19 protein-coding genes, 1 pseudogene and 1 riboswitch are annotated in these 20392 nt (G+C 31.8%); of the genes and pseudogenes, 3 read left to right on the top strand and 17 right to left on the bottom strand.

Annotation, left to right across the window (positions count from 1 at the left end):
* Nucleotides 1–110: 110 nt before the first annotated feature.
* Entirely contained in the window at nt 111–260 is a 150-nt protein-coding gene (locus Ctaglu_RS25350) for a hypothetical protein (RefSeq protein WP_185732809.1), read from the bottom strand.
* A gap of 270 nt (nt 261–530) precedes the next feature.
* Between Ctaglu_RS25350 and Ctaglu_RS18820 the strand changes: the two genes are divergently transcribed.
* Both Ctaglu_RS18820 and Ctaglu_RS25785 read left to right on the top strand, forming a co-directional pair.
* Nucleotides 531–1469: a cobalamin-dependent protein gene (locus Ctaglu_RS18820; protein ID WP_125004580.1), complete on the top strand. Its 939-nt coding sequence runs from the start codon at nt 531–533 to the stop codon at nt 1467–1469.
* Between the two features lie 184 nt (nt 1470–1653).
* A complete protein-coding gene (locus tag Ctaglu_RS25785) occupies nt 1654–1812 on the top strand; it encodes a hypothetical protein (RefSeq protein ID WP_207669502.1) in 159 nt (52 codons plus the stop codon).
* A 273-nt stretch (nt 1813–2085) separates the two neighbouring features.
* Here the strand turns inward: Ctaglu_RS25785 and Ctaglu_RS18815 are convergent, their stop codons facing one another.
* From Ctaglu_RS18815 to Ctaglu_RS18800, 3 genes are all read right to left on the bottom strand, one after another.
* Nucleotides 2086–2337: a hypothetical protein gene (locus Ctaglu_RS18815; RefSeq protein ID WP_125004578.1), complete on the bottom strand. Its 252-nt coding sequence runs from the start codon at nt 2335–2337 to the stop codon at nt 2086–2088.
* Nucleotides 2338–2827: 490 nt separating this feature from the next.
* Nucleotides 2828–3031 carry a hypothetical protein gene (locus Ctaglu_RS18810; protein ID WP_125004576.1) on the bottom strand — a complete coding sequence of 68 codons (204 nt, stop codon included), beginning with the start codon at nt 3029–3031 and terminating at the stop codon, nt 2828–2830.
* An 863-nt stretch (nt 3032–3894) separates the two neighbouring features.
* Nucleotides 3895–4956, bottom strand: coding sequence for an NADH:flavin oxidoreductase (locus Ctaglu_RS18800; RefSeq protein WP_125004572.1), 1062 nt, complete (start codon nt 4954–4956; stop codon nt 3895–3897).
* 252 nt (nt 4957–5208) lie between these two features.
* Here Ctaglu_RS18800 and Ctaglu_RS18795 point away from each other — a divergent pair.
* Nucleotides 5209–5700: pseudogene (locus Ctaglu_RS18795) on the top strand (MBL fold metallo-hydrolase); the annotation flags it as partial.
* A 98-nt stretch (nt 5701–5798) separates the two neighbouring features.
* Here the strand turns inward: Ctaglu_RS18795 and Ctaglu_RS25335 are convergent.
* The 13 genes from Ctaglu_RS25335 to abc-f all read right to left on the bottom strand — a co-directional run bounded on the left by Ctaglu_RS25335 (nt 5799) and on the right by abc-f (nt 20237).
* A complete protein-coding gene (locus Ctaglu_RS25335) occupies nt 5799–5969 on the bottom strand; it encodes a hypothetical protein (RefSeq protein WP_185732803.1) in 171 nt (56 codons plus the stop codon).
* Between the two features lie 316 nt (nt 5970–6285).
* Complete coding sequence (locus Ctaglu_RS18790) at nt 6286–7026, bottom strand: amino acid ABC transporter ATP-binding protein (protein WP_125004568.1); 741 nt, start codon at nt 7024–7026, stop codon at nt 6286–6288.
* A gap of 17 nt (nt 7027–7043) precedes the next feature.
* Nucleotides 7044–7826, bottom strand: a complete 783-nt coding sequence (locus Ctaglu_RS18785; RefSeq protein ID WP_125004566.1) for an amino acid ABC transporter permease — start codon at nt 7824–7826, stop codon at nt 7044–7046.
* A 29-nt stretch (nt 7827–7855) separates the two neighbouring features.
* The gene (locus Ctaglu_RS18780) at nt 7856–8698 is read right to left on the bottom strand and encodes a transporter substrate-binding domain-containing protein (protein ID WP_125004564.1); all 843 of its coding nucleotides are present in this window, start codon (nt 8696–8698) and stop codon (nt 7856–7858) included.
* 175 nt (nt 8699–8873) lie between these two features.
* A riboswitch (Lysine riboswitch) is annotated at nt 8874–9054 on the bottom strand.
* Nucleotides 9055–9213: 159 nt separating this feature from the next.
* On the bottom strand, nt 9214–9963 hold the full coding sequence (locus Ctaglu_RS18775; RefSeq protein ID WP_125004562.1) for a TatD family hydrolase: 750 nt from the start codon (nt 9961–9963) through the stop codon (nt 9214–9216).
* A 547-nt stretch (nt 9964–10510) separates the two neighbouring features.
* The gene (locus Ctaglu_RS18770) at nt 10511–10873 is read right to left on the bottom strand and encodes a hypothetical protein (protein ID WP_125004560.1); all 363 of its coding nucleotides are present in this window, start codon (nt 10871–10873) and stop codon (nt 10511–10513) included.
* A gap of 66 nt (nt 10874–10939) precedes the next feature.
* Nucleotides 10940–12082, bottom strand: a complete 1143-nt coding sequence (locus Ctaglu_RS18765; RefSeq protein ID WP_125004558.1) for an aldo/keto reductase — start codon at nt 12080–12082, stop codon at nt 10940–10942.
* 315 nt (nt 12083–12397) lie between these two features.
* Complete coding sequence (locus tag Ctaglu_RS18760) at nt 12398–13873, bottom strand: protein adenylyltransferase SelO (RefSeq protein ID WP_125004556.1); 1476 nt, start codon at nt 13871–13873, stop codon at nt 12398–12400.
* A gap of 246 nt (nt 13874–14119) precedes the next feature.
* Nucleotides 14120–14836, bottom strand: coding sequence for a hypothetical protein (locus Ctaglu_RS18755; RefSeq protein WP_125004553.1), 717 nt, complete (start codon nt 14834–14836; stop codon nt 14120–14122).
* Nucleotides 14837–15098: 262 nt separating this feature from the next.
* Nucleotides 15099–16082 (bottom strand): outer membrane protein assembly factor BamB family protein, encoded by a 984-nt coding sequence (locus Ctaglu_RS18750; protein ID WP_125004551.1) that lies wholly within the window; start codon nt 16080–16082, stop codon nt 15099–15101.
* Between the two features lie 252 nt (nt 16083–16334).
* The gene (locus Ctaglu_RS18745) at nt 16335–17429 is read right to left on the bottom strand and encodes a C40 family peptidase (protein WP_125004549.1); all 1095 of its coding nucleotides are present in this window, start codon (nt 17427–17429) and stop codon (nt 16335–16337) included.
* A 343-nt stretch (nt 17430–17772) separates the two neighbouring features.
* The gene (locus Ctaglu_RS18740) at nt 17773–18684 is read right to left on the bottom strand and encodes an Rpn family recombination-promoting nuclease/putative transposase (RefSeq protein WP_125004547.1); all 912 of its coding nucleotides are present in this window, start codon (nt 18682–18684) and stop codon (nt 17773–17775) included.
* 155 nt (nt 18685–18839) lie between these two features.
* Complete coding sequence (gene abc-f / locus Ctaglu_RS18735; RefSeq protein WP_125004545.1) at nt 18840–20237, bottom strand: ribosomal protection-like ABC-F family protein; 1398 nt, start codon at nt 20235–20237, stop codon at nt 18840–18842.
* Nucleotides 20238–20392 lie beyond the last annotated feature (155 nt).

Below are 20392 nucleotides of genomic sequence, written 5' to 3'. Positions count from 1 at the left end.
TAATGCTTCCCCCTCTTTTTTCATAATATATTCTTCGAAATTCTTAGTAGAAAGTGGTTTGCTATAATAAAATCCTTGAATTATATCACACCCATATTCTTTTAGTGTTCTTATCTGATGCTCTTGTTCAACCCCTTATGCCGCATTACTTCTGGGAGCATATAAGCTATATAGTTTTTATTTCTTAACCCCGTTGTCAAATCAATATAAGCTTTATCGCATACTATATTGTCCATTAAATTACTGTTTTGTGTATACATAGACCTCCTCCCATTTACATTTATTACCTCATTTCACATTTTAATAAAGTTATCATAAATCGAAGTATCAATTGCTATAATACCACTAAGAGTAAAATTCTGTAGACGTTTTTATTTCATTTTGTGTTGTGAATGTATTGTACTACTCAATTTGTCAATTTGTCATTTTGCAACATAATTTGCCTAAAGTTACATTATTAAAGTACTTTATTAAAGCAAAAATCTGTTGAATTTTAGACTATTTTGTGTCAATGTATAATTGAGAGGTGAGTGATTACCATTAGTAGATTTTATAATAGACTAAAAAATCTTCGCGTAGAAAACAATTTGCACCAGAAGGATTTAGCAGAAATGCTTGGCTTGGCTCAATCAACTATAGCCAATTATGAGCAGGGTAAGCGCTTCCCTAATGAAGAAACACTGCTAAAAATAGCGGACTTTTTTAACGTTTCTTTGGATTACCTACTTGGAAGATCAGAAATACACAGTTGTGATGAAGATTTTACACTGAGAGATTCAATACAATTATCTAAGTCTTTCATAGACCCTGCAATACTTGCATTAAAGAGTTCATATTTTAATGCTTTAATTAGCGGTAATTTGCAAATAGCTAGTGAGATGATTTTAAATGCAGTTGCTAGTGACATGATTGGTATAAAGAGACTATATTCTGATGTGTTAGAAAGGTCTCTTATAGAAATCGGGCAGCAGTGGGATATGAATATTATAGATATTTATCAAGAACATTATTTTTCAAATTCTACACAATTGATAATGTCACAACTTTTTCCTTATTTCCATACTTCTGAAAAAAATGGGCATTCTCTTATATCTTTAAGTACTTCTGGCGATTCACATAATATTGGCATTCGTATGGTTACAGATCTTTTTGAAATTGATGGATGGGATACCTATTTCCTTGGATCTGACGTTCCAACACAGAGTGTGATAAAAGCAATAAAAGATCGTAAATCTGATATTGTAGCAATTTCTTGTACAATGCCTTACTATCTTGCTTCGGTGAAGTTTCTAATTACATCTATAAGGAGTTTGAAAGAATTGAACAATGTTAAAATAATAGTGGGTGGCAGACTATTCAATACATATAGAAGTTTATGGAAATCCGTTGGAGCCGATGGTTATTCATCTAATGCAGATGGGGCTGTAAAGGTAGCTAATGAATTTATGATGAATAGAATTTTGGAATAACTTCAAAGTATACCTGCGTTGAATTTATTGAGGCATTTTTTACAGAGCTTTATGATGACTTTATAATATTGATAATCTGCATTGTTGCTTTCTTTGTTTTTCTACTTCATGTATTTCTGAATTGCTGAATGCCATGTCTAGGACAGGTGATACAGCAATAATATCTACTGGAGGTGAGATATGAATGCTAAGAATTATTAGCCCCAATCCCAGTGCTAGTCCCAAAAGACCAATAATACTAATATTTCACTCTCCGAACTTTTTAAGAAGACGCGGTAATAACACAGCTCGCGAGATAATATCGCAGGCCCACAAGAGAAAATGTCTTTTAAGAAGATGCTAAAATTGAATTGCTAGGTTCCGGGTCCCACATAGAAGAATCCTCCGACGATGATAATCGCCCTGGCCTCTTTCACCTTAAATCCCTGCCACGCACTCAACATGTGTTGTGATAGAAAGGTGATACCGGTAGGTGAAATTACTGATTTTGCGCAAAGATATACCCCCTTAAAATAAGGGGGTATATCTTTTCCTCGTTTGTTTTTTAAATATTTTAAGCTACATTTTTAACATCGACAAGAGACTCTAAAAAATCAACTCTCCTGCTTTATAGCCATCAGCTGAAACTCCCACACATAAATGAATGGGGTTCTTGAATAGTAATTTCACATTTTTTTCCCTGCTTTTTCAATTCTTCCAATGCTGCATAAGCCATCTCGTCTATTTTCTCATAGTTTTTGTCAATCTTAATGTTAAAACCTTTCCGATTATCATAATTTTTTCTAATGAAATCTTCCAAAAATAATACTAGAAGTATAGTTACTATTATTAATAAGGCTGTTAAACTTACAGGTGCTCTAACTCTCATGTATACTAACTCCATTCATTGTTAATTAATATGCATTATTCTACAAATAATTAACTATTGCAGATTTGTCATTGATGAACATTTTAAGAATAGTGTGGATAAATTTTTAATTTTTTAACTTAACATATTCTTTACTCAAACCATCAAGTATAAATTCCAGTGTTCCAAGTATTCCAACACCTAAAAAATAAAAATTATGACTCAAATATAACCCAAATATGCCTAGACTAATACAACATACTACACTTAATAAATATTTAATGTTTTGTAGTTTTAAAAGTTTTTTTCATTAACTATTTCATATTTGTTTTTATCGTACAAAAGTAAATTAATATCTGTTTTATTTCTATTCTTATACCACTTTGAAATAAATGACAATGCTGATAATAAAAATAGTATTGGTATAACCAAATCTATCATGTTATTCATTATGTATATACAAATACATATAATTGCCATTGAGAATGAACGTAAAAACGATACAAGACTATCATATTTTAGTTCTAAAGTTTATCCCCCTATTTTTTGTGCCCTTACCTTGGTAATACGCATAATGTTTATCTGTTGTATTTTTATATCCTGAATAAAATCTTTTTGCGATTATATTAATCAAGGGATCGGACATCCCATTTAAAAATGCATAATTAACATTATCTTCAATATGGTGTGTTCCATGATGACGTTTCCCAAGCAATAAACCACTTCTCCTAAAAAAATCTACTAATCTTTCGTTTCATACATGACAAAGATAGTGCGAAACCTCCGCTAACGACGATAATAAACTAAAATATAATATGATATATGAAATTACCGTATTAATATGAAATATGCCAATTACTATTGAAGTAATTATTAGAAACCCCCAAAGCCAAATCTTTGAACCTGATTCATTAAAATAGACCAACAAAATATTTTTTTTCGTGTAGAGCGGTGTTTTATGATGCAAATGAAAACTTGCTATTAGTGGTCCCGCTATGGATTTATAATCATCTTGATTATAAATCCATATGCATATGTACTAGTCCATTTATAAAGTCAGCAAGAAAATATGCAACAATAAATGAAAATATTTTCCACCAAGCATCTATATTAATAGGTATAACCATATACGCTATAATGATTTGAAGTGAAATATTTATAGTCGAAATAAATTTTCCAAAGAGTTGATAAATTCTTTTATTTTCATAAAGCTCCATAGCAGCTATGAAGAATATGAAAACCTACGCTCACATCATAAGTAACCAAATATGTGGTCTTAATTATATTGGAATATGAGAGAAGTATTTTTATAATAAAATATATAAGTAAGGAATGATGAATATTACTGGTTCATAATTTTTCCTCCTTCAGAGTGAGTTTGGTCTTCCACTGTTTTTTTGATTTCTTCAATTTAATATTGGGTACTGACCTATTCTACAAGTTCTACATATCTTTTAAGAAAAAAATACCATATTTACAAAAGTAAAACTCCCAGTTTTTACTATGAGCTCAAAACTCATAACAAAAACTGGGAGTTTATATTCAACTTTTATAATTGAATTTTTGTACTTATTAATATTATTTTTGCTTATTATCTCGCTCAAATATAACTTTCCCTGCACAAACCTTAGACTGGCCAAACCACATACATTTTGCACAATTCAAGCATTTTCCAGTATCTTTGCCTTCTCTGGCATCATTTGCCCAATTAGGATTTATAAGAAATCCTTTAGCAATATCTACAATGTCTACATTTGTTTGATTTAATATTTCTTCTGCCATCTCCGCGGAATTAATTCCGTTAACTGCAAATACTGGAATTGAAACTTGTTCTTTAATTTTTTGCGCTGCATAAACAGCATTAGAGTATTTATACTCTTCATTTACATGCATTTCCTGTTCACTCATAAATCCATAAGAAATATCAAGGAAATCTATTCCATTTTTTTCTAATACTTTAGCATAATGTATTCCATCTTCTATTGTTGGTTCAAATCCTCCCAAACGGATTCCAACAATGAATTCTTTTGGTGTTACTTTTCTAATCCCATCTATTATTTCTACAACAAATTTTTCAGGATTTTTGCCATATTCATCAGTTCTCTTATTTACTTTTTTGTTTAAAAACTGGCTTATTAAATATGCGTGGCATCCATGAAGTTCAACCCCATCATAACCTGATTCATAAGCTCTTCTTGCAGCTTCAATATAATCATTTTGTATAGATTTTATATCTTCCCTAGTCATTTCATGTCCAACAACACTTCCAGCATAATTTTTATATTCATAGGGACTTGGACATATTGGATCTTCTGATATTCCAACAACTCCTGCATGATGAATTTGAATAAATATTGGACAACCTTCTTCATGAACTGCATCGACTATACTTTTTAATCCTTCAATTTGATCATCTTTCCATATTCCAAGCTGCTTTTCCATTAGTTTACCATCACAATTAACGCAGGTAGCTTCTTGAATTATGAGTCCTGCTCCACCTTTAGCTAATTCTTTATAACGTTCTACATTTTCAAATGCTACATATCCATCATCTCTAAATCCAATAACCATCGGAGGAACACAAATACGATTCTTCATTTTTACATTTTTAATACTAAACTCTGTAAATAATTTTTTCAAAATTCCACACTCCTATTTCACTATTTGATTTGTTATTGACCAATAGTATTATTCTAAGTTTAATATGAACTTAATGCAAGTACGCACTTTTTTTATTCATAGTTTCCAAAATGATACTAATAGAATGAGGAGTTCCTAAAAGATTATAGACTATTGAAAAAAATATTTTTTCCTGTAATAATAATTATAAGTGATATTATAATAAGAGATTAGGTCAGAAATTCAACCTAATATAGAGGGGAATGCATATATATGGAATTAGTTAATATTTTAGGTACTGGAAATGCTATGGTTACAAAATGTTATAACACATGTTTTACGATTTCAAAGGGTAAAGAACATTTATTGGTGGACACCGGTGGTGGAAATACTATACTTTCAAACCTAGAAAAATTAGATATAGGTATAAGTGGAATCCATCATGTTTTTATATCCCATAGACATAATGATCATATTTCTGGCATTGTTTGGATTATTAGGGCTGTAGCTCAGCAAATTATTAATGGAAAGTATGAAGGTGATCTAATTATTTATTGTCATAAGGATAATATTGACGCAATAAATACATTAACCAGCATACTTTTAGATGAAAAATTTACAAAGCACATTGGAAATAGAATACTATTTAATGAAATTCATAATAACTGTACGTGTACTATATTAGATTGGAATGTAGAGTTTTTTGATATTAAAAGCACTAAACAACTTCAGTTTGGCTTTACCACAATCCTTAAAAACGGAAAAGACAAACAGCCTGCTGATTATGCAAGCAGGCTGTTTGTTTCTGTATTTTTATATTTATTTAAAAATGCATAAGCAAGAAAAATCGAATTTTTCATTGTTTAAAGTCCCCTGTTATTTTTACCAACTAAACCTCCACCATTACCTGCTGATGCGCTTTGTGTTCCATTGACTGCTCCTCTCTTATTATTTTTTTGCGTGGAAGATTTCGCTTTTTTTTCTTCAATAATTTTTTTCATTAATTCCATGTTTTTATTTATATCATTTTTCATATTTTTACCCTCTTTTTTTTTATTTTTTACAGCTTTAAAAAAACTTCAAAACTGATACCTTCTAAATTAATATTCACAATAAATATTTTTAATGTAGGCCTTGTTATTTTACTAATTTATTATACCCTACAAACGCCCCTTTGAGTAGCACCTACAACTAATATATACTTTACACAAAAGACAACTAGTTGCTTTAAGTGAAAAAAAAAGGGTTAAGAGATTTCTCCCTTAACCTAAATATTCTTTTTCAAAGGCATAGATTGCTTTTAATTTCCCTTTTACAGACACATATATTTATCATCCTTCACAAATTATATTACATCTGCTTTAATGTGCGCTTTAAGAACTCCTTGGTACGTTCCTCCCTTGGATTATTGAAAATTTGCGCTGGACTTCCTTCTTCTGCTATGATCCCTTTGTCCATAAACACTACACGGTCAGATACTTCTTTTGCAAATTCCATTTCATGAGTTACTATTAACATAGTAAGACCAGACTGCGCAAGTTCCTTCATAACTTTAAGAACTTCTCCTACCATCTCAGGATCAAGGGCTGATGTTGGTTCATCAAAGAGCATCACATCTGGTTCCATAGAGAGTGCTCTTGCAATAGCCACACGTTGTTTTTGGCCACCTGATAATTGTTTTGGTTTTGCATTAACATATTGCTCCATTCCAACCACTTTCAAATATTTCATAGCTACTTTTTCTGCTTCCTCTTTGGAACGCTTTAACACTTTCATTTGTCCAACCACGCAGTTGCTTAAAACATTATGATTATTAAATAAGTTGAATTGTTGAAACACCATACCAAGCTTTGTACGGTAGGCGTAGATATCATGTTTATCATCTAAAATGTTTTCTCCTTTATAGATGATTTCACCACCACTTGGTTTTTCTAAAAGGTTAACGCACCGAAGAAGAGTAGATTTACCAGATCCAGAAGAACCTATGACGCAGACTACTTCTCCACTATTTACTGAAAAATCAATGTCTTTTAACACTTCATGATTTCCAAATGATTTGCTTAAATGCTGTATATTAATTATTTTTTCCATACTTCCTACTCCTTCGCCTAATATTTATTCTCGTCACTATTTCTTGTTCTACGACACATATCTTCCGGAGTTTCTACCTGCATTTGATTAGCATACATAATATAATTGTCCGGACCATCTAATTTCCTTTCAATGTAGCGCAAAATTCTTGTTATTGTGAAGGTCATTATAAAATACAAAATACATGCAACAAAAAATGTTTCAAAATATCTAAAATTATTTCCTGAAATTGATTTTGTTTGGAAATATAATTCTGTTACCGAAATTACATTAAGTACTGATGTATCTTTTATATTGATTACAAATTCATTACCCGTTGCTGGTAAGATATTACGAATTACTTGTGGTATTACTACACTCGTCATAGTTTGAATATGATTCATACCTATAGCATGAGCTGCTTCAAATTGTCCTTTATCGATAGAAACAATACCACCACGGATAATTTCTGACATGTAAGCCCCTGTATTAATTGAAACGATAAAAATTGCTGCATATAACCTATTCATATTTATACCAAATGCTAAAGCAGATCCGTAATAAATTACCATTGCTTGTACAATCATAGGCGTTCCACGGAATATCTCTATATAAACAAAAAGAATAGCATTAACAGCTTTAAGCATGACTCTTTTTATTCCTCGCTGTGGCATTGGAATAGTACGTACAATCCCTATTAATAAACCGATTATGGAACCTATAATAGTACCCACCATGGAAATTAAGAGTGTCGTACCTGCTCCACGTATGAACATTGGCCAGTTATTTGAAATGATTTTTACTACCCATTCAAAGCTCATCTTTCTCCTCCTTATATCATAAATAAATACTATTTAGCTGATGGTTGATTCTTTATTGCAGCATCCATAATGTTTTTACGATCTGCTTTTGATATGCCAGCTAATGTTTTATTGATTTTCACAGTTAAATCACTACCTTTTGCAATCCCTACAGCAATTGACGTATCCGCGTCTGTTGTAGTAAATCCACTTTTAAATTCTACCATTTTAAAGCTTTTATTTGCACCCTCCGAACTAACGCCTTCAGGACGTTCTGATACGTAACCATCAATCATTCCTGATTCAAGAGCAACTCTCATAGCAGGAAAGTTGTCCATAGCTGGTTCCTTGTTTACGCCTTGAATTTGATCTATTACTGAATAGTGGAATGTATTTAATTGGGCAGTTATTTTTGCTCCCTTAAAATCCTTAATAGAAGTAGCTGCATCATATTTCCCACCCTTTTTAACAAGCATAACTAAATCTGATTTATAGTAGTTGTCCGAGAAATCAATCACCTCTCTACGTTTTGCTGTGGGTGACATACCTGCAATAATTGCATCGACTTTGCCCGAAGCTAATGCTGGTACAAGACCATCCCATTCAGTTTTAGTAATAACCAATTCTTTTCCTAAATCTTTAGCAATCTTTTTAGCGATTTCTACATCATATCCACCTGCATATTCTGAGCCGCCTTCAATTTTAACACCACCATTAGAAGCATCCATTTGAGTCCAGTTAAATGGCGCATATCCAGCTTCAAGACCTACTTTAAATGTTCCACTCGCCTCTTCTGCTTTTGCCTCTTTTGAAGTACTGCTTGACCCACATCCTGTTAAAAGCATAACTACTGATAGAGATGCTACTATTAATAATGATAATTTCTTTTTCATAACTACTTCTCTCCTTCTTTTGTACTAGATTCATATAATATATTTAAATTAAAAATGCCACCCTTAGATTAGGTAGCACTATTTAATCCTCTTAGGAATTTCCCCAAACAAAAAAAGACCTGAGATAAACTCAGGTCTCAACATGCATAGTTGTCCCTAAACCTCTTCTTTTCCCAAATGAGATAGCACAACTCAATAAACCGGGAAGTTTATTGAGACAGTCCTGCAGCTCTTAACTGCAGACCCAGCAAATAATATTGAGATTTTATTTGCTTCGGCGACCTTTCCTTCTCTCTAGTATCAATGCTTCTCAAGCTCCACTAAAGACTGTTAAATGTCGCGCCTCTACCCCACATATAAAAGTGAGGTCTTATAAAATTATATTGTTTAGTGTATAACAATATATTAAATTTGTCAACCTGCTTAACCTCTTTTTATTGATCGTTATTTTTCTACTCAATTGCAATATTTGCAAATAGTTATGAAAATTATGCTCTCTATTATTTCATTAACTCTTAATCCTGAATTTTAATTCCAGTTAATTTAAAGAAATTATCTTCTAATACTTTTAATAATCTCTCAGTGGAAATTGCTTTTCTCTTTGAAACGCTTTTTATAACATTAATTATTACTCTAGGATAGCCATAATCACCATTTACCCATTCTAAAGCTCTTGGTCCATCAGTCTCCACAAGTAATCTATCTATTGGAATCCTAGCTAATATTTCTTCTGTTAATTTAGAGTAGTCTATATCAACACTTATAGTGAAATAGCAACCTAGCTCTATATATTTATCTAAGGTTTTAATATCACCACTATACCAATGAATAATTATTTTACTATAGCTATAATGCTTAAGAATATTATATATTTCTTCCTCTGCACCTTTTGTATGTATACATATAACTTTATCTCTTTTAATACTTTCCTCTAATATAAAATTAAAAATCCTTCTTTGTGCCTCATAGGTACCGTTATCCTCCACCCAAAAGAAATCTAAGCCTATTTCCCCTATAATCTTGCTTTCTTCAATATAAGGGATTAAATCTTCAAGCTTCCCCTTATATTCCGCTGCCTTCCATGGATGTATTCCAAAGGTAGCTTTAATATATTGACTCCTTTTGCTATATTCCTTATTTTTTAAGTAACTCTCCATATCCATACCATTCGCAATAGTTAGGATTTTAAGGTTATTAATTTCATTAATAGCATACTCTATATTGTTATTAAAGAAGTCTAAATGAGTATGTGCATCAATATACATTACTTTCTCCACTTCCTTTAAATAATCTATTTTGAATGAAAAGTAGTAATGTTAGTTATCCAAATACTGATACATATCCATTGGAATCCTATCAATGACTTCTCTCTCAATAATATAATTTATAAAATTACCATCTCTCCTTTTACGAAGCACCCCCGATTCATACATAATTTTAATTGATATTATAAAACCTTAGCCTTCCCCTTTGGCTTTTGATTAACTATTTAGTTAATCAAATAACCATTTCCCTTAGGATAGGGGTAGTATAATCACACAGGAAGGTATTGTCAATAATCTTAAAATTGTAACCATTATAAAAAATTAATACACAAGCCATTAATTCTTATAACTAACTAGTTCCTCTTATAGTTATAAAATAAGTTAAATATTAAAGGCATTTAGCCAGTATATCGAACTACCGAAGTTTATTATTTCGGTAGTTTTTCATTGATAAATTTTCTGCCACTAAAGTAGTATTTATATCTTGGCCTTTCATTGCAATATTTGTAGAAAGTTCTATAGTAAGTTCACTATGTTACAAACATTATTAATGTTTTACAATTATCCCTTTATAAATAATAAATATACATGTAATTATTGATAATATTAATCCTACAATTCTAGATATCCTGATATTAGTTGGGAAACTGTATGCGAATGTAAATACAACTAAATATAATAAAGAAGCAGTAAATATCAAAACTATTATTAATATTATTAATGCTTTATGTTTGTTTATCCTTTTATTTCCAAAGTAAAAATATATTATTATAAAAATTACTAATGAAAATGCAGATGCACGTATACAATCCGAATCCATTATGGTCTCAACAATATTAGGATATCCATTTTCAATTTCTTTGTAAAAGAAAAACTCCAGTAGTTTTAAAACAAAGATAATAATATACACTTTCATTCCCTCCATTAAATTGCGCTTTATGATTTTTAATTGACTTTACAAATTTTGAGAGACGCCTTATACAGTTACATCATTAGTTCCCTTTTCTTCCCACTGCGCAATTTGTTTTAATCTATCAATTATAGGAAGGTGTTGGGTGCATTCTTCTTCACACTTGCCACACTTAACACATTCAGCAGCAAATTTCTTATTACTCATAGAGTAATTCCAATATTCTAAGCCATAAACAGACTGAATCATTTCTTCATCGCTTTTCTTAAACATTTGTTTTTCATTGAAAAACAACATGTATCCTGGTATATTAATTCCTTTTGGACAAACTTTGCAATATCCACAGCCTGTACAAATCTCATTCATATTTTCGCCTAATAAATTTCTTAGCTTATTAATATCTTCTTTTGTAAAAGGCTTTGATTCATCAGCTATCCTGCAAGCTTCATCAATATCGTGATTGTTTCCAAACCCAACTAAAGTTATAGTAATTTCAGGACTAGATATATTAAATCTCAAGGCTAATTGTGTGGCTGTTTCGACCTTTTTTGTTAAAAAAGCCAATTCTTTTTCATGACTGGGAATAGAACCTCCACTTAAGGGATTCATTGCCACAACACCATATTCATTTTTATAAGCATGAGTTACGCCCTTCCATCTATACGGGAAGTTGAGTAAATTAATTCCCATGGTAACTCCTTCAAACTTATTTTCATCTAGCACCTTTATTACTTCCTCACCTGGTTGATGGGAGGAAAAAACAATATGATCTATCAGCCCCTCCTCTTTACATTTAAGTAATCCCTCGTATTGCCCTCCTTTTTTCATGCACAATTCATAGTGCTCCATCTTTCTTATACACCAAACATGATAAAAATGAATTTTAGGAACTCCCAATCTCTTTAAAGAGGTCTTTACAGCATTAACTGCCTTTTCTGCGGTATCATACACCTTAGGTTTTCCTTTAGTAGAAACAATAAAATCTAATTTACCTTCTTTTATCATTTCTCTAAAAGCAACACCAAATATATCCTCGCTTCTATCATCACAATATCCGGGAGCAGTATCAAAATAGTTTATTCCTTTACTATAAGCATATTTAATTAATTCTGCATTTTCCTCATTACTTTTACTTAAGTCAAATCTTAAGCCTCCAAAGCCCACTACAGAAACTTTTTTCTCAGTTTTTCCATATTCAGTATAATTCATAGACTTATCTCCTTTTTAAATATAAAACATAATTGAGAACAATATTCATTATAAAATATTGCTCTCAATTTGTTTATTTCGATTATATATAGTAAATACATTATCTTCAATTTATTATAAACTATAAATTATAGAAAACGATTCCAATAATCTTCTAAAAAATAAAAACATCTATGAAATCTCCTGTTATAATTAAGTTATGACACAAAAAATAACTAAGGAAAAAACATAAATGTTTAACAACTAAATTATATCAAAACTCTCAACTATATACAAATTTAAATTGAGTTAAAGATAACTCTTTATGCTTCTAAATTAAGTACCGCAAAATGTTCGATAAGGACGGTTTGATATCGCAGGCAGTGTAGCGTAATCAATCTGCTCTGTGGAATGCGCATAGGGGTCTTTCAGAACATCTAGAAGACGCTCCATCACGCTGTAGTCTCCTTGTTTTACTGCTGCTTCTAGTGCCGCTTCTACCTGGTGGTTACGAGGTATTAGAGCTGGATTTGAACTCCGCATCAACTGATGGGAGGAGGCTTTCTGTTCTTTCTGCCTACCTAGTCTCTCCTGCCACAGCTCATACCAATGAGCAAATTCTGTGCTGCCAAATAGTGCAACATCCCACCGTGTATCAAAAGTTAATGAGAGGAAGGTATTGGTATAGTCCGAATGATACTTCTGCATCAAACTTAGGAGACCTTCAATAAGTTCTTCATCCTGTACCTCCTCGTTAAATATTCCCAGTTTCGCTCTCATTCCCGTGAGCCAGTTGTAGTGATACAACTTAGTAAAATCTGAAATCGCTTCCTGAGCTAGTTTGACAGCCTGATCCTGATTAACATGTAGCAGTGGCAATAGGGTTTCCGCAAATCGCGCGAGATTCCACTCGGCAATATGTGGCTGATTGCCATAGGCATAGCGACCATGAATGTCAATGGAACTGAATACCGTTTCTGGGTCATAGGTATCCATGAAGGCACAAGGACCATAATCAATGGTTTCTCCACTAATTGCCATATTGTCCGTGTTCATAACTCCGTGAATAAATCCAATCAGTTGCCATTTGGCAATCAGCGTGGCTTGACGCTTAATTACTTCCCGAAGTAGAAAAAGATATTGGTTCCCACCCGCATCAACCGCTGGAAAATGTCTTTGCAATGTATAATCAGCAAGGGCCCGAAGATCCATAGCTGTGCCCCATTTTGAAACGTATTGAAAGGTGCCAACTCTGAGATGACTTGCAGCCACGCGAGTCATAATTGCACCAAGTTGCTGGTTTTCACGGACTACAAACTCACCGGTTGTCACCACTGCAAGGCTCCGGGTGGTGCCAATACCAAGCGCATGCATTGCTTCGCTAATGATGTATTCGCGTAGCATCGGTCCAAGTGCTGCTCGACCATCACCCCCTCGGGAGTATGGCGTTTTACCTGAACCCTTGAGCTGAATATCAACTCTTTCCCCTGAAGGCATGACCTGTTCGCCAATAAGCATAGCCCTGCCATCCCCAAGCATCGTAAAATGCCCGAATTGATGCCCTGCATAAGCCTGCGCAAGAGGTAAAGTTCCTTTTGGAACCTGGTTGCCAGCAAGCACCGCTATGCCATCATTGCTTTGTAGCGCCTGGCCGTTAAGCCCAAGGGATGTTGCCAAGGAATAATTGAGAATGATTAACTTCGGTGAAGATACCGGGTTTGGTTTGATTATGTTGAAAAATGATTTTGGTAGACGAGCATAACTGTTTTCTAAGTTCCATCCTGTTTGTATTACTCTTTTTCTCTCTGTCATCCTATCTTTACTCCTTTCCTTCTTATATGTTTTTATTTTACATAAAGTAAAAATAATGCATTCTATTATATTTTTAGTTATCTACTTTCTATACCAACACAAGTCAGCCACTTTTAGTTTCTACCTCTGTCAATTTATTATACCCTTTTTACATTGCAATATATGATAACTCTTGTATTTATAATACTTACAAATCAAAAAAAGTCCTGAATTAAATTCAAGACTTTTATTTTTTTTGCAAGTATTCTATTTTATAGCTGTTAAAGCATTTAAAAGATTTAAAAGTCTAGTTCCTAAAGTAGTTAACTGTGTGTGTTTTTCTGTAGACTTTTGAAATACATTGTCTAATCTTTCATTTAATTTTTCTAGATAATTTTTCTCTACAGGTACTGCTGGTACTATAGGCTCAACTATGGGTACTACAGGTGCTACAACACTAACTGGTACAAGTGTTGGAACTACTGAATTTACACAAGTTTTCTTAGTAGTTACATCTTTTACAGCTAACAAAACTGAATCAGCTTCAGTTTTTACTACTGAATCTAATACTATCTTACTATCTTCAATTCTTTTTAATTCTACCTTGACTGCTTGTGCATTTTTAATAATTGTAGTTTTCAAAACCTTATTAGCGTCTTTAACTGTTGCTATTTTATCTGTTTTAACTTTTAAAGCGGCTTTATCTGCTACACTAATAACTGGCTTAATTTTGTCGTATTTATGTTCATTTGCCTTTTCGAAGTCTTTATGACATTTATTAAAATTTTTCTTATCTTCATGATTTTTAAGGAATTTTGCTTCCCATTGCTGAGTTTTCGCCTCTTTGGAGTCTATTTTTTGTGCTACAGAAGTTGGTTTTACACCCTTCGTAGTTTTATTTTGTTCACATGCATAAACCCCAGATGATACACCAATTGATAATGTTAAAGCGAGTACAAATAAACTTAATTTTGTGTTTTTCATGTTAATTCCTCCTCTTATGTATATAACAATTATTAACTGTTATCACATGTTTTATCATTTCACCTTTATATACGATACATGATATGATTTATTAGAGGGTTTTTTTCATTTTGCTTAAAGTTTATTTTTATCTTAAGATATTAATTATGTTTGCTTTCCCTCTTAAAATTGATAATATCTTCACTTAAATCATGAGTTATCTTTGTTGCAACATTTACTATTCCTGTTTTGGATTCCATTTGTACAGATATACCATATTTTATTATTTAAATAGTATTAGATACAAATAAGAATCCCAACTACCAACAAAAACATATTTATTATCAACGATTTCGATTGCATCAGTAATTGTATCTCCAATCTTTACACAATCCTTAATTTCACCTGTAATTATACTTGTTCTGTAAAAATCACCATTGTCAGTTCCAAATAAAATACAATCATATAATATTTCAAGATGCGAACCTATTGAAGAATTCACTTTAGTGCTCCAGATAATTTCCTTCTTATGCAAATCTATTGAATATAATACACCCTCCTTGCTTCCCACATATGCAACGTTCTCTATAAGTTTTACGCTAGATGTTAATAGCTCTTTAATTTGTATATTATATAAAATATCTCCATCATTGCAATTTATAAATATTAATTCCTCATTTCCAGTTCCTAATAAAATAATATTTTCAAAAATTATTGGATTATTAATAAATTTTCCTTTAAGGGCTTTGCGCCATATAACACTACCATTTGCAGCATCGATGCAATATAATATTCCATTTGTTTCACTTTCATCGAAAGTTCCAACATAAATTTTTTCATTATACAATAGTAAGTCAGAAGTTACGCTGTTTTCTACTTTGAAGTTCCAATTGATATTAGCATTAATTAGATTCAATGAATAAATCTCTCCTTTATAATTTCCAAATACAATATTATTATTGTAAATAGCAGGTTTGGAAACAATTTTTCCTTGAGTTTTAAATTCCCATTCTTTAGTACCATTATTAATATTTAAATTATAAAAAATCCCGTTATTGGCACCAAAAAATAAATTGTTTTCAATTAAAATTGGTGAGGAATTAATTGATGCTCCTACGCTGTATTGCCATTTGCATGTTCCTGTACTTATATCCACACAATAAAAATTTTCATCATAACTGCCAACAAAAATCAAATCATTTTTTGAAATTATCTTAGAATCCAAATGATCATTTGCTTTAAATTTCCATTTTATTTCATATCCCATATTACATATCTCCTAAAATTACTTTTTTATAATATTATCCTTTTGTTTGCTAAATTATAGATTATTTATATACTATATTATAGCTTAAATTTTAAGTATAATGGATGGATGCATTTACCTAAAATTTAGGTCTCTACCAAAGCGAATAGCCACCTTAATGGTGTTTTCATTAAGTTTGCTTAATATAATTTTTCATCAATACAAAAAGCATCCATAAATTAATATAGATGCTTTGCCTAAATGAATTTTTATTTAATTAACTCTACGTCCATATGTAAAATCGCTATTTAGTGCTTGAATTCTAATTACAGCACCTGAGTGAGGTGCATTTATCATGTCACCATTCCCAACATATATCCCTACATGATGAGCCGGAGTTCCGAAAAACACCAAATCGCCTGGTTGAAGATTATCTCTAGATATAAGTGTTCCTACATTTTGTTGGTCTTCTGAAACTCTTGGTATGTCTACTCCAAAATGTGCAAATACATATTGTGTAAAGCCTGAGCAATCAAAGCCTGAAGGGCTTGTCCCACCCCATACATAATTAACTCCAAGAAAATTTGAAGCATATGCTAAGAGTGAATTAGAAGAAAATGTAGATCCACCTCTTGAAGGTGTTACACTAGGAGCCGGATTTACTGCACTAAGAGCCGCATTTGCTATTTTATCTGCTGCAGCTTGTCTTGCTTCATTAGCTTGTCTTGCTTCCGCAGCTTGGTCTGTTGCCAGTTGTGCCTTATATTGATTTTCTTGAGCATTTAATTGTGCTACCAATACAGTTTGTTCTGATTTTTGTTTGGTTAAAGTATCCAATTTCTTTTTATTGTCAACTCTTAAAGCTATCAACTTTGTATTTTCTGTATCTAGCTCTACCTTCTTTAAATTAATCGCTACCTTTTTTGTTTCTAAATCACTAATAACATTTTGGTCAAAGGTTATTATCGTTTTGAGATCTTCTACTCTAGATATTAAATCCTCCACACCATTTGAGCTTAGTATAACGTCTATATAGCTTGACGTCCCATTCATATACATTGCCCTCATTCTTTTATCAAAAAGAATCTGTTCTGCTTTAATGTCAGCCTCTGCTTTTGCAATATTTATTTCAGTTTGTTTAATATGTTCTTGTATATTAGTTATATTATTTTCATTACTATTGATTTTAGACATGATTTTTTCAATCTGATTGTCCATCATCTGTACTTTACTTTCAAGGCTGTTCCTTTGAGCTTGAACCTGTTGAATTTTCGCCTTATCCGACGCAGTATCTGCGTATACACTAGTAAAACCAGCGCTCATAGTTACACCAAATACCATTATGGCTAAAATAAACTTTTTATTCAATTTTCCATCCTCCTATGTATAATTTAATCTTTCGACAAATTATTCAGCAAATACTTTTATTGCTTAAATCTAATTACTATAATACACAAAAACAAAAAAAATGTAAAGGAATTAATTATAAATGAAGGATATTTTTGGTATGACCAACTAGGTTACCATTAACCCCTGCGAAGTTTTATCACTATCACAAGCTATTTCTCCCAGAGACTGGTCTGAAAGAATATCCTTAATATAGCTAGAACCGATTGCAGCACTGCATAATACTTAGTTATATAAAAATCCCCTACATCTTTTACTTATGTAAGGGATTAATGAATATACTATTATTATTTTTATGCTATTTCTAATGGAGCATTTTCTTTTTTATTTCAATTATTTTTTCTATTAGTATGCCTGTTCCTTTGGCTACTATTTCTTCACTTATTCCAAGTTTAAGAAAATTAGTGGCATTTTCTATTGCTTTTCTGTTTTCACCTTTTTCTATTCCTTTTTCTATTCCTTTTTCTATTCCTCTTTCTTCTGCTGCTTTTATCCTAGTAAGCTGGTCACTGATTTCTGCCTGTCTGGCTTCATATAACATTCTAGCCTTCTCATCCTTGCTTATTATCTGAAGTAAGCCATAAGCTTTCTTTATATCCTTATTCTTTTCTGCCAGCATCTCCATCTCTCCCTTCGATTTTGCATCTAAGAATTCCATCCACTGAACTATTGGATCATTTTCATCTTTCTCTATATCTTCGTCAAATAATTTTGGGATTTCCAAGAAGTGTACCTCAATTATATCCGTCAATCTATAACCTGTTTTATCTTCTGTCAAATGATAACTAGAATAAAGTTTTTTTAGTGGTGTACATTTGAAATCTACTATATTTATAGTTACACATTTCTTTAACTTGTCGTAAGTATCTCCTGGTTTTATCTGACTTGTATACATCTTACTCCAGTAGAAAATTGTGCGTTCTGCCATGTAATCCGTTGGCAATATTTGTATTTCAACATCTATTTGCTTTCCTATTTTTGTTTTTACTCGTACATCAAGAATCCCTTTTTTGTCTTCCTTAAAGTCTTTTATTAGTTCACTATTTATTATTTCTATTCCCTCAAATTCTTCTTCTGGGACACCTAATACATCACTTAGTAGTGCTATTAGTAAATCTTTATGTTTTTCGTTTCCAAATATATACTTAAATACAAAATCATATTTTGGTGACATTATGAAATTGTCATCTATTGATTTTACTTTTTTCTTAGTCATTTTATCACATCCTCAATATTTACCTTTGACTATTATTCATTATTATATTCATTTCTGCTTATCTTTATTTTATCAGAAAATTATATTTTATTCCACACCATTTATTAACAAATTCGCCTTGCTCGTAAGACTTATGGAAACATTTATTTTTACCTCTAATTATTAAAACTTACCCACAATTCCATAGCTCCATCCATCGCTTTACTTAACTCCTCTTTCCTACAGTACAGCTTATTAAGCTCCTCATAATGTACCCTTGAGTCAGCCATAGCTAAATCAATCTCTCTTATTTCATTTTCAAGACTTGTAACCTTGGCTCGAGCTCTATCCTTTTCATATTCCATATTTTTTCTTTCATCAATGTTTCTCGATTTTTTAACTTTTCCACTCTTCACCACCGGCTCTTTAATGGCCTGTTGGGTCAGCTCATCTTTTACACTTTTATAATAATTATAATTACCAGGATAACTTTTAAAAGCATTGTCTTCAATAGCAATAACTCTTTCACCGATTTTATTTATAAAGTATCTATCGTGAGAAATGAAACATATAGTTCCCTTAAACTCTTCCATCGCTTCCTCAAAGGTTTCTATGGAATCAATATCTAGATGATTGGTGGGCTCATCTAGTATTAATAAATTTACATCTTCATATAACAGTTTGCTTAAGCTAAGCCTTATTTTCTCTCCTCCGGATAAGTGCTTTACTTTCTTAAAGACACTGCTCCCATAAAACATAAATTTGGATAGGTATTCCCGTGCTTTCCCCTCTGCCAGAAAAACATCTTCCCTGAAACAATCCAGCACAGTGAATTCATCGTTTTTAAACGTAATTTTTTGTGGCAAATATGCCACCATTACATTGGCACCTAATTCCACTACACCTGCATCTGGACACTCTTCACCTAAGAGCAGTTTTAAGAAGGTGGTTTTCCCGCTACCATTTGGTCCGATTAACGCCACTCTTTCACCGAAATTAATCATTAAATCTGCATCTTTTAAAATAACCTTATCTTCAAAAGATTTAGAAAGTCCTTCAGCCTTAATTGTCTCATTACCAGATCTTTCAGTTTCTTTAAAGTTAAGCTTCATATTCTTTCTTTCAAACTTCGGTTTTTCAGTTCTTATATATTGACCTCTGGATCGATAAGCCCTATTGCTTTCAGTGTCACTACTTTTCATTTTATCAAGTTTTTTTTGCAGGCTGACAGCTCTTTTAAAAAATTTATTATTATCTACCCTAGTTGCCCAATCCCTTAATTCCTTTACATTCTTCTGTATAGTCTTAATCTGCTTTTGCTGTTCCTTATATTGATGAAATTGTTCAAGCATATTTTCTTCCTTTTGATTAACATAAGAAGAATAGTTACCCTTGTAGGTTATAGATTCCATATCCTCTACTTCTACAATCTTTGTTACTACATTATCAAGAAAATATCTATCATGAGATACGATAATTACAATTCCCTTATAAGCCTTAAGATAGCCTTCAAGCCATTCAATTGAATCCATATCCAAATGATTTGTAGGTTCGTCCAGTACTGATACTCCCATGCCTAAAGGCAAGGGGTTCTTAGATAGATTAACTTCTCCTATACTCTCATTTATTTAAAAATCAAATAAATTACAACATATAAGAACTAATTAACTTCTCTAAAACTTTCACTATCAATCATTCCAATGAATGAATTAACGATAGCATATGGCTC

Source organism: Clostridium tagluense, assembly GCF_003865095.1.
In the GTDB taxonomy this organism is placed as follows: domain Bacteria; phylum Bacillota; class Clostridia; order Clostridiales; family Clostridiaceae; genus Clostridium_AD; species Clostridium_AD tagluense.
Note: the sequence above shows the minus strand (reverse complement) of the source record. Positions and strands in the feature narration are given on the sequence as shown.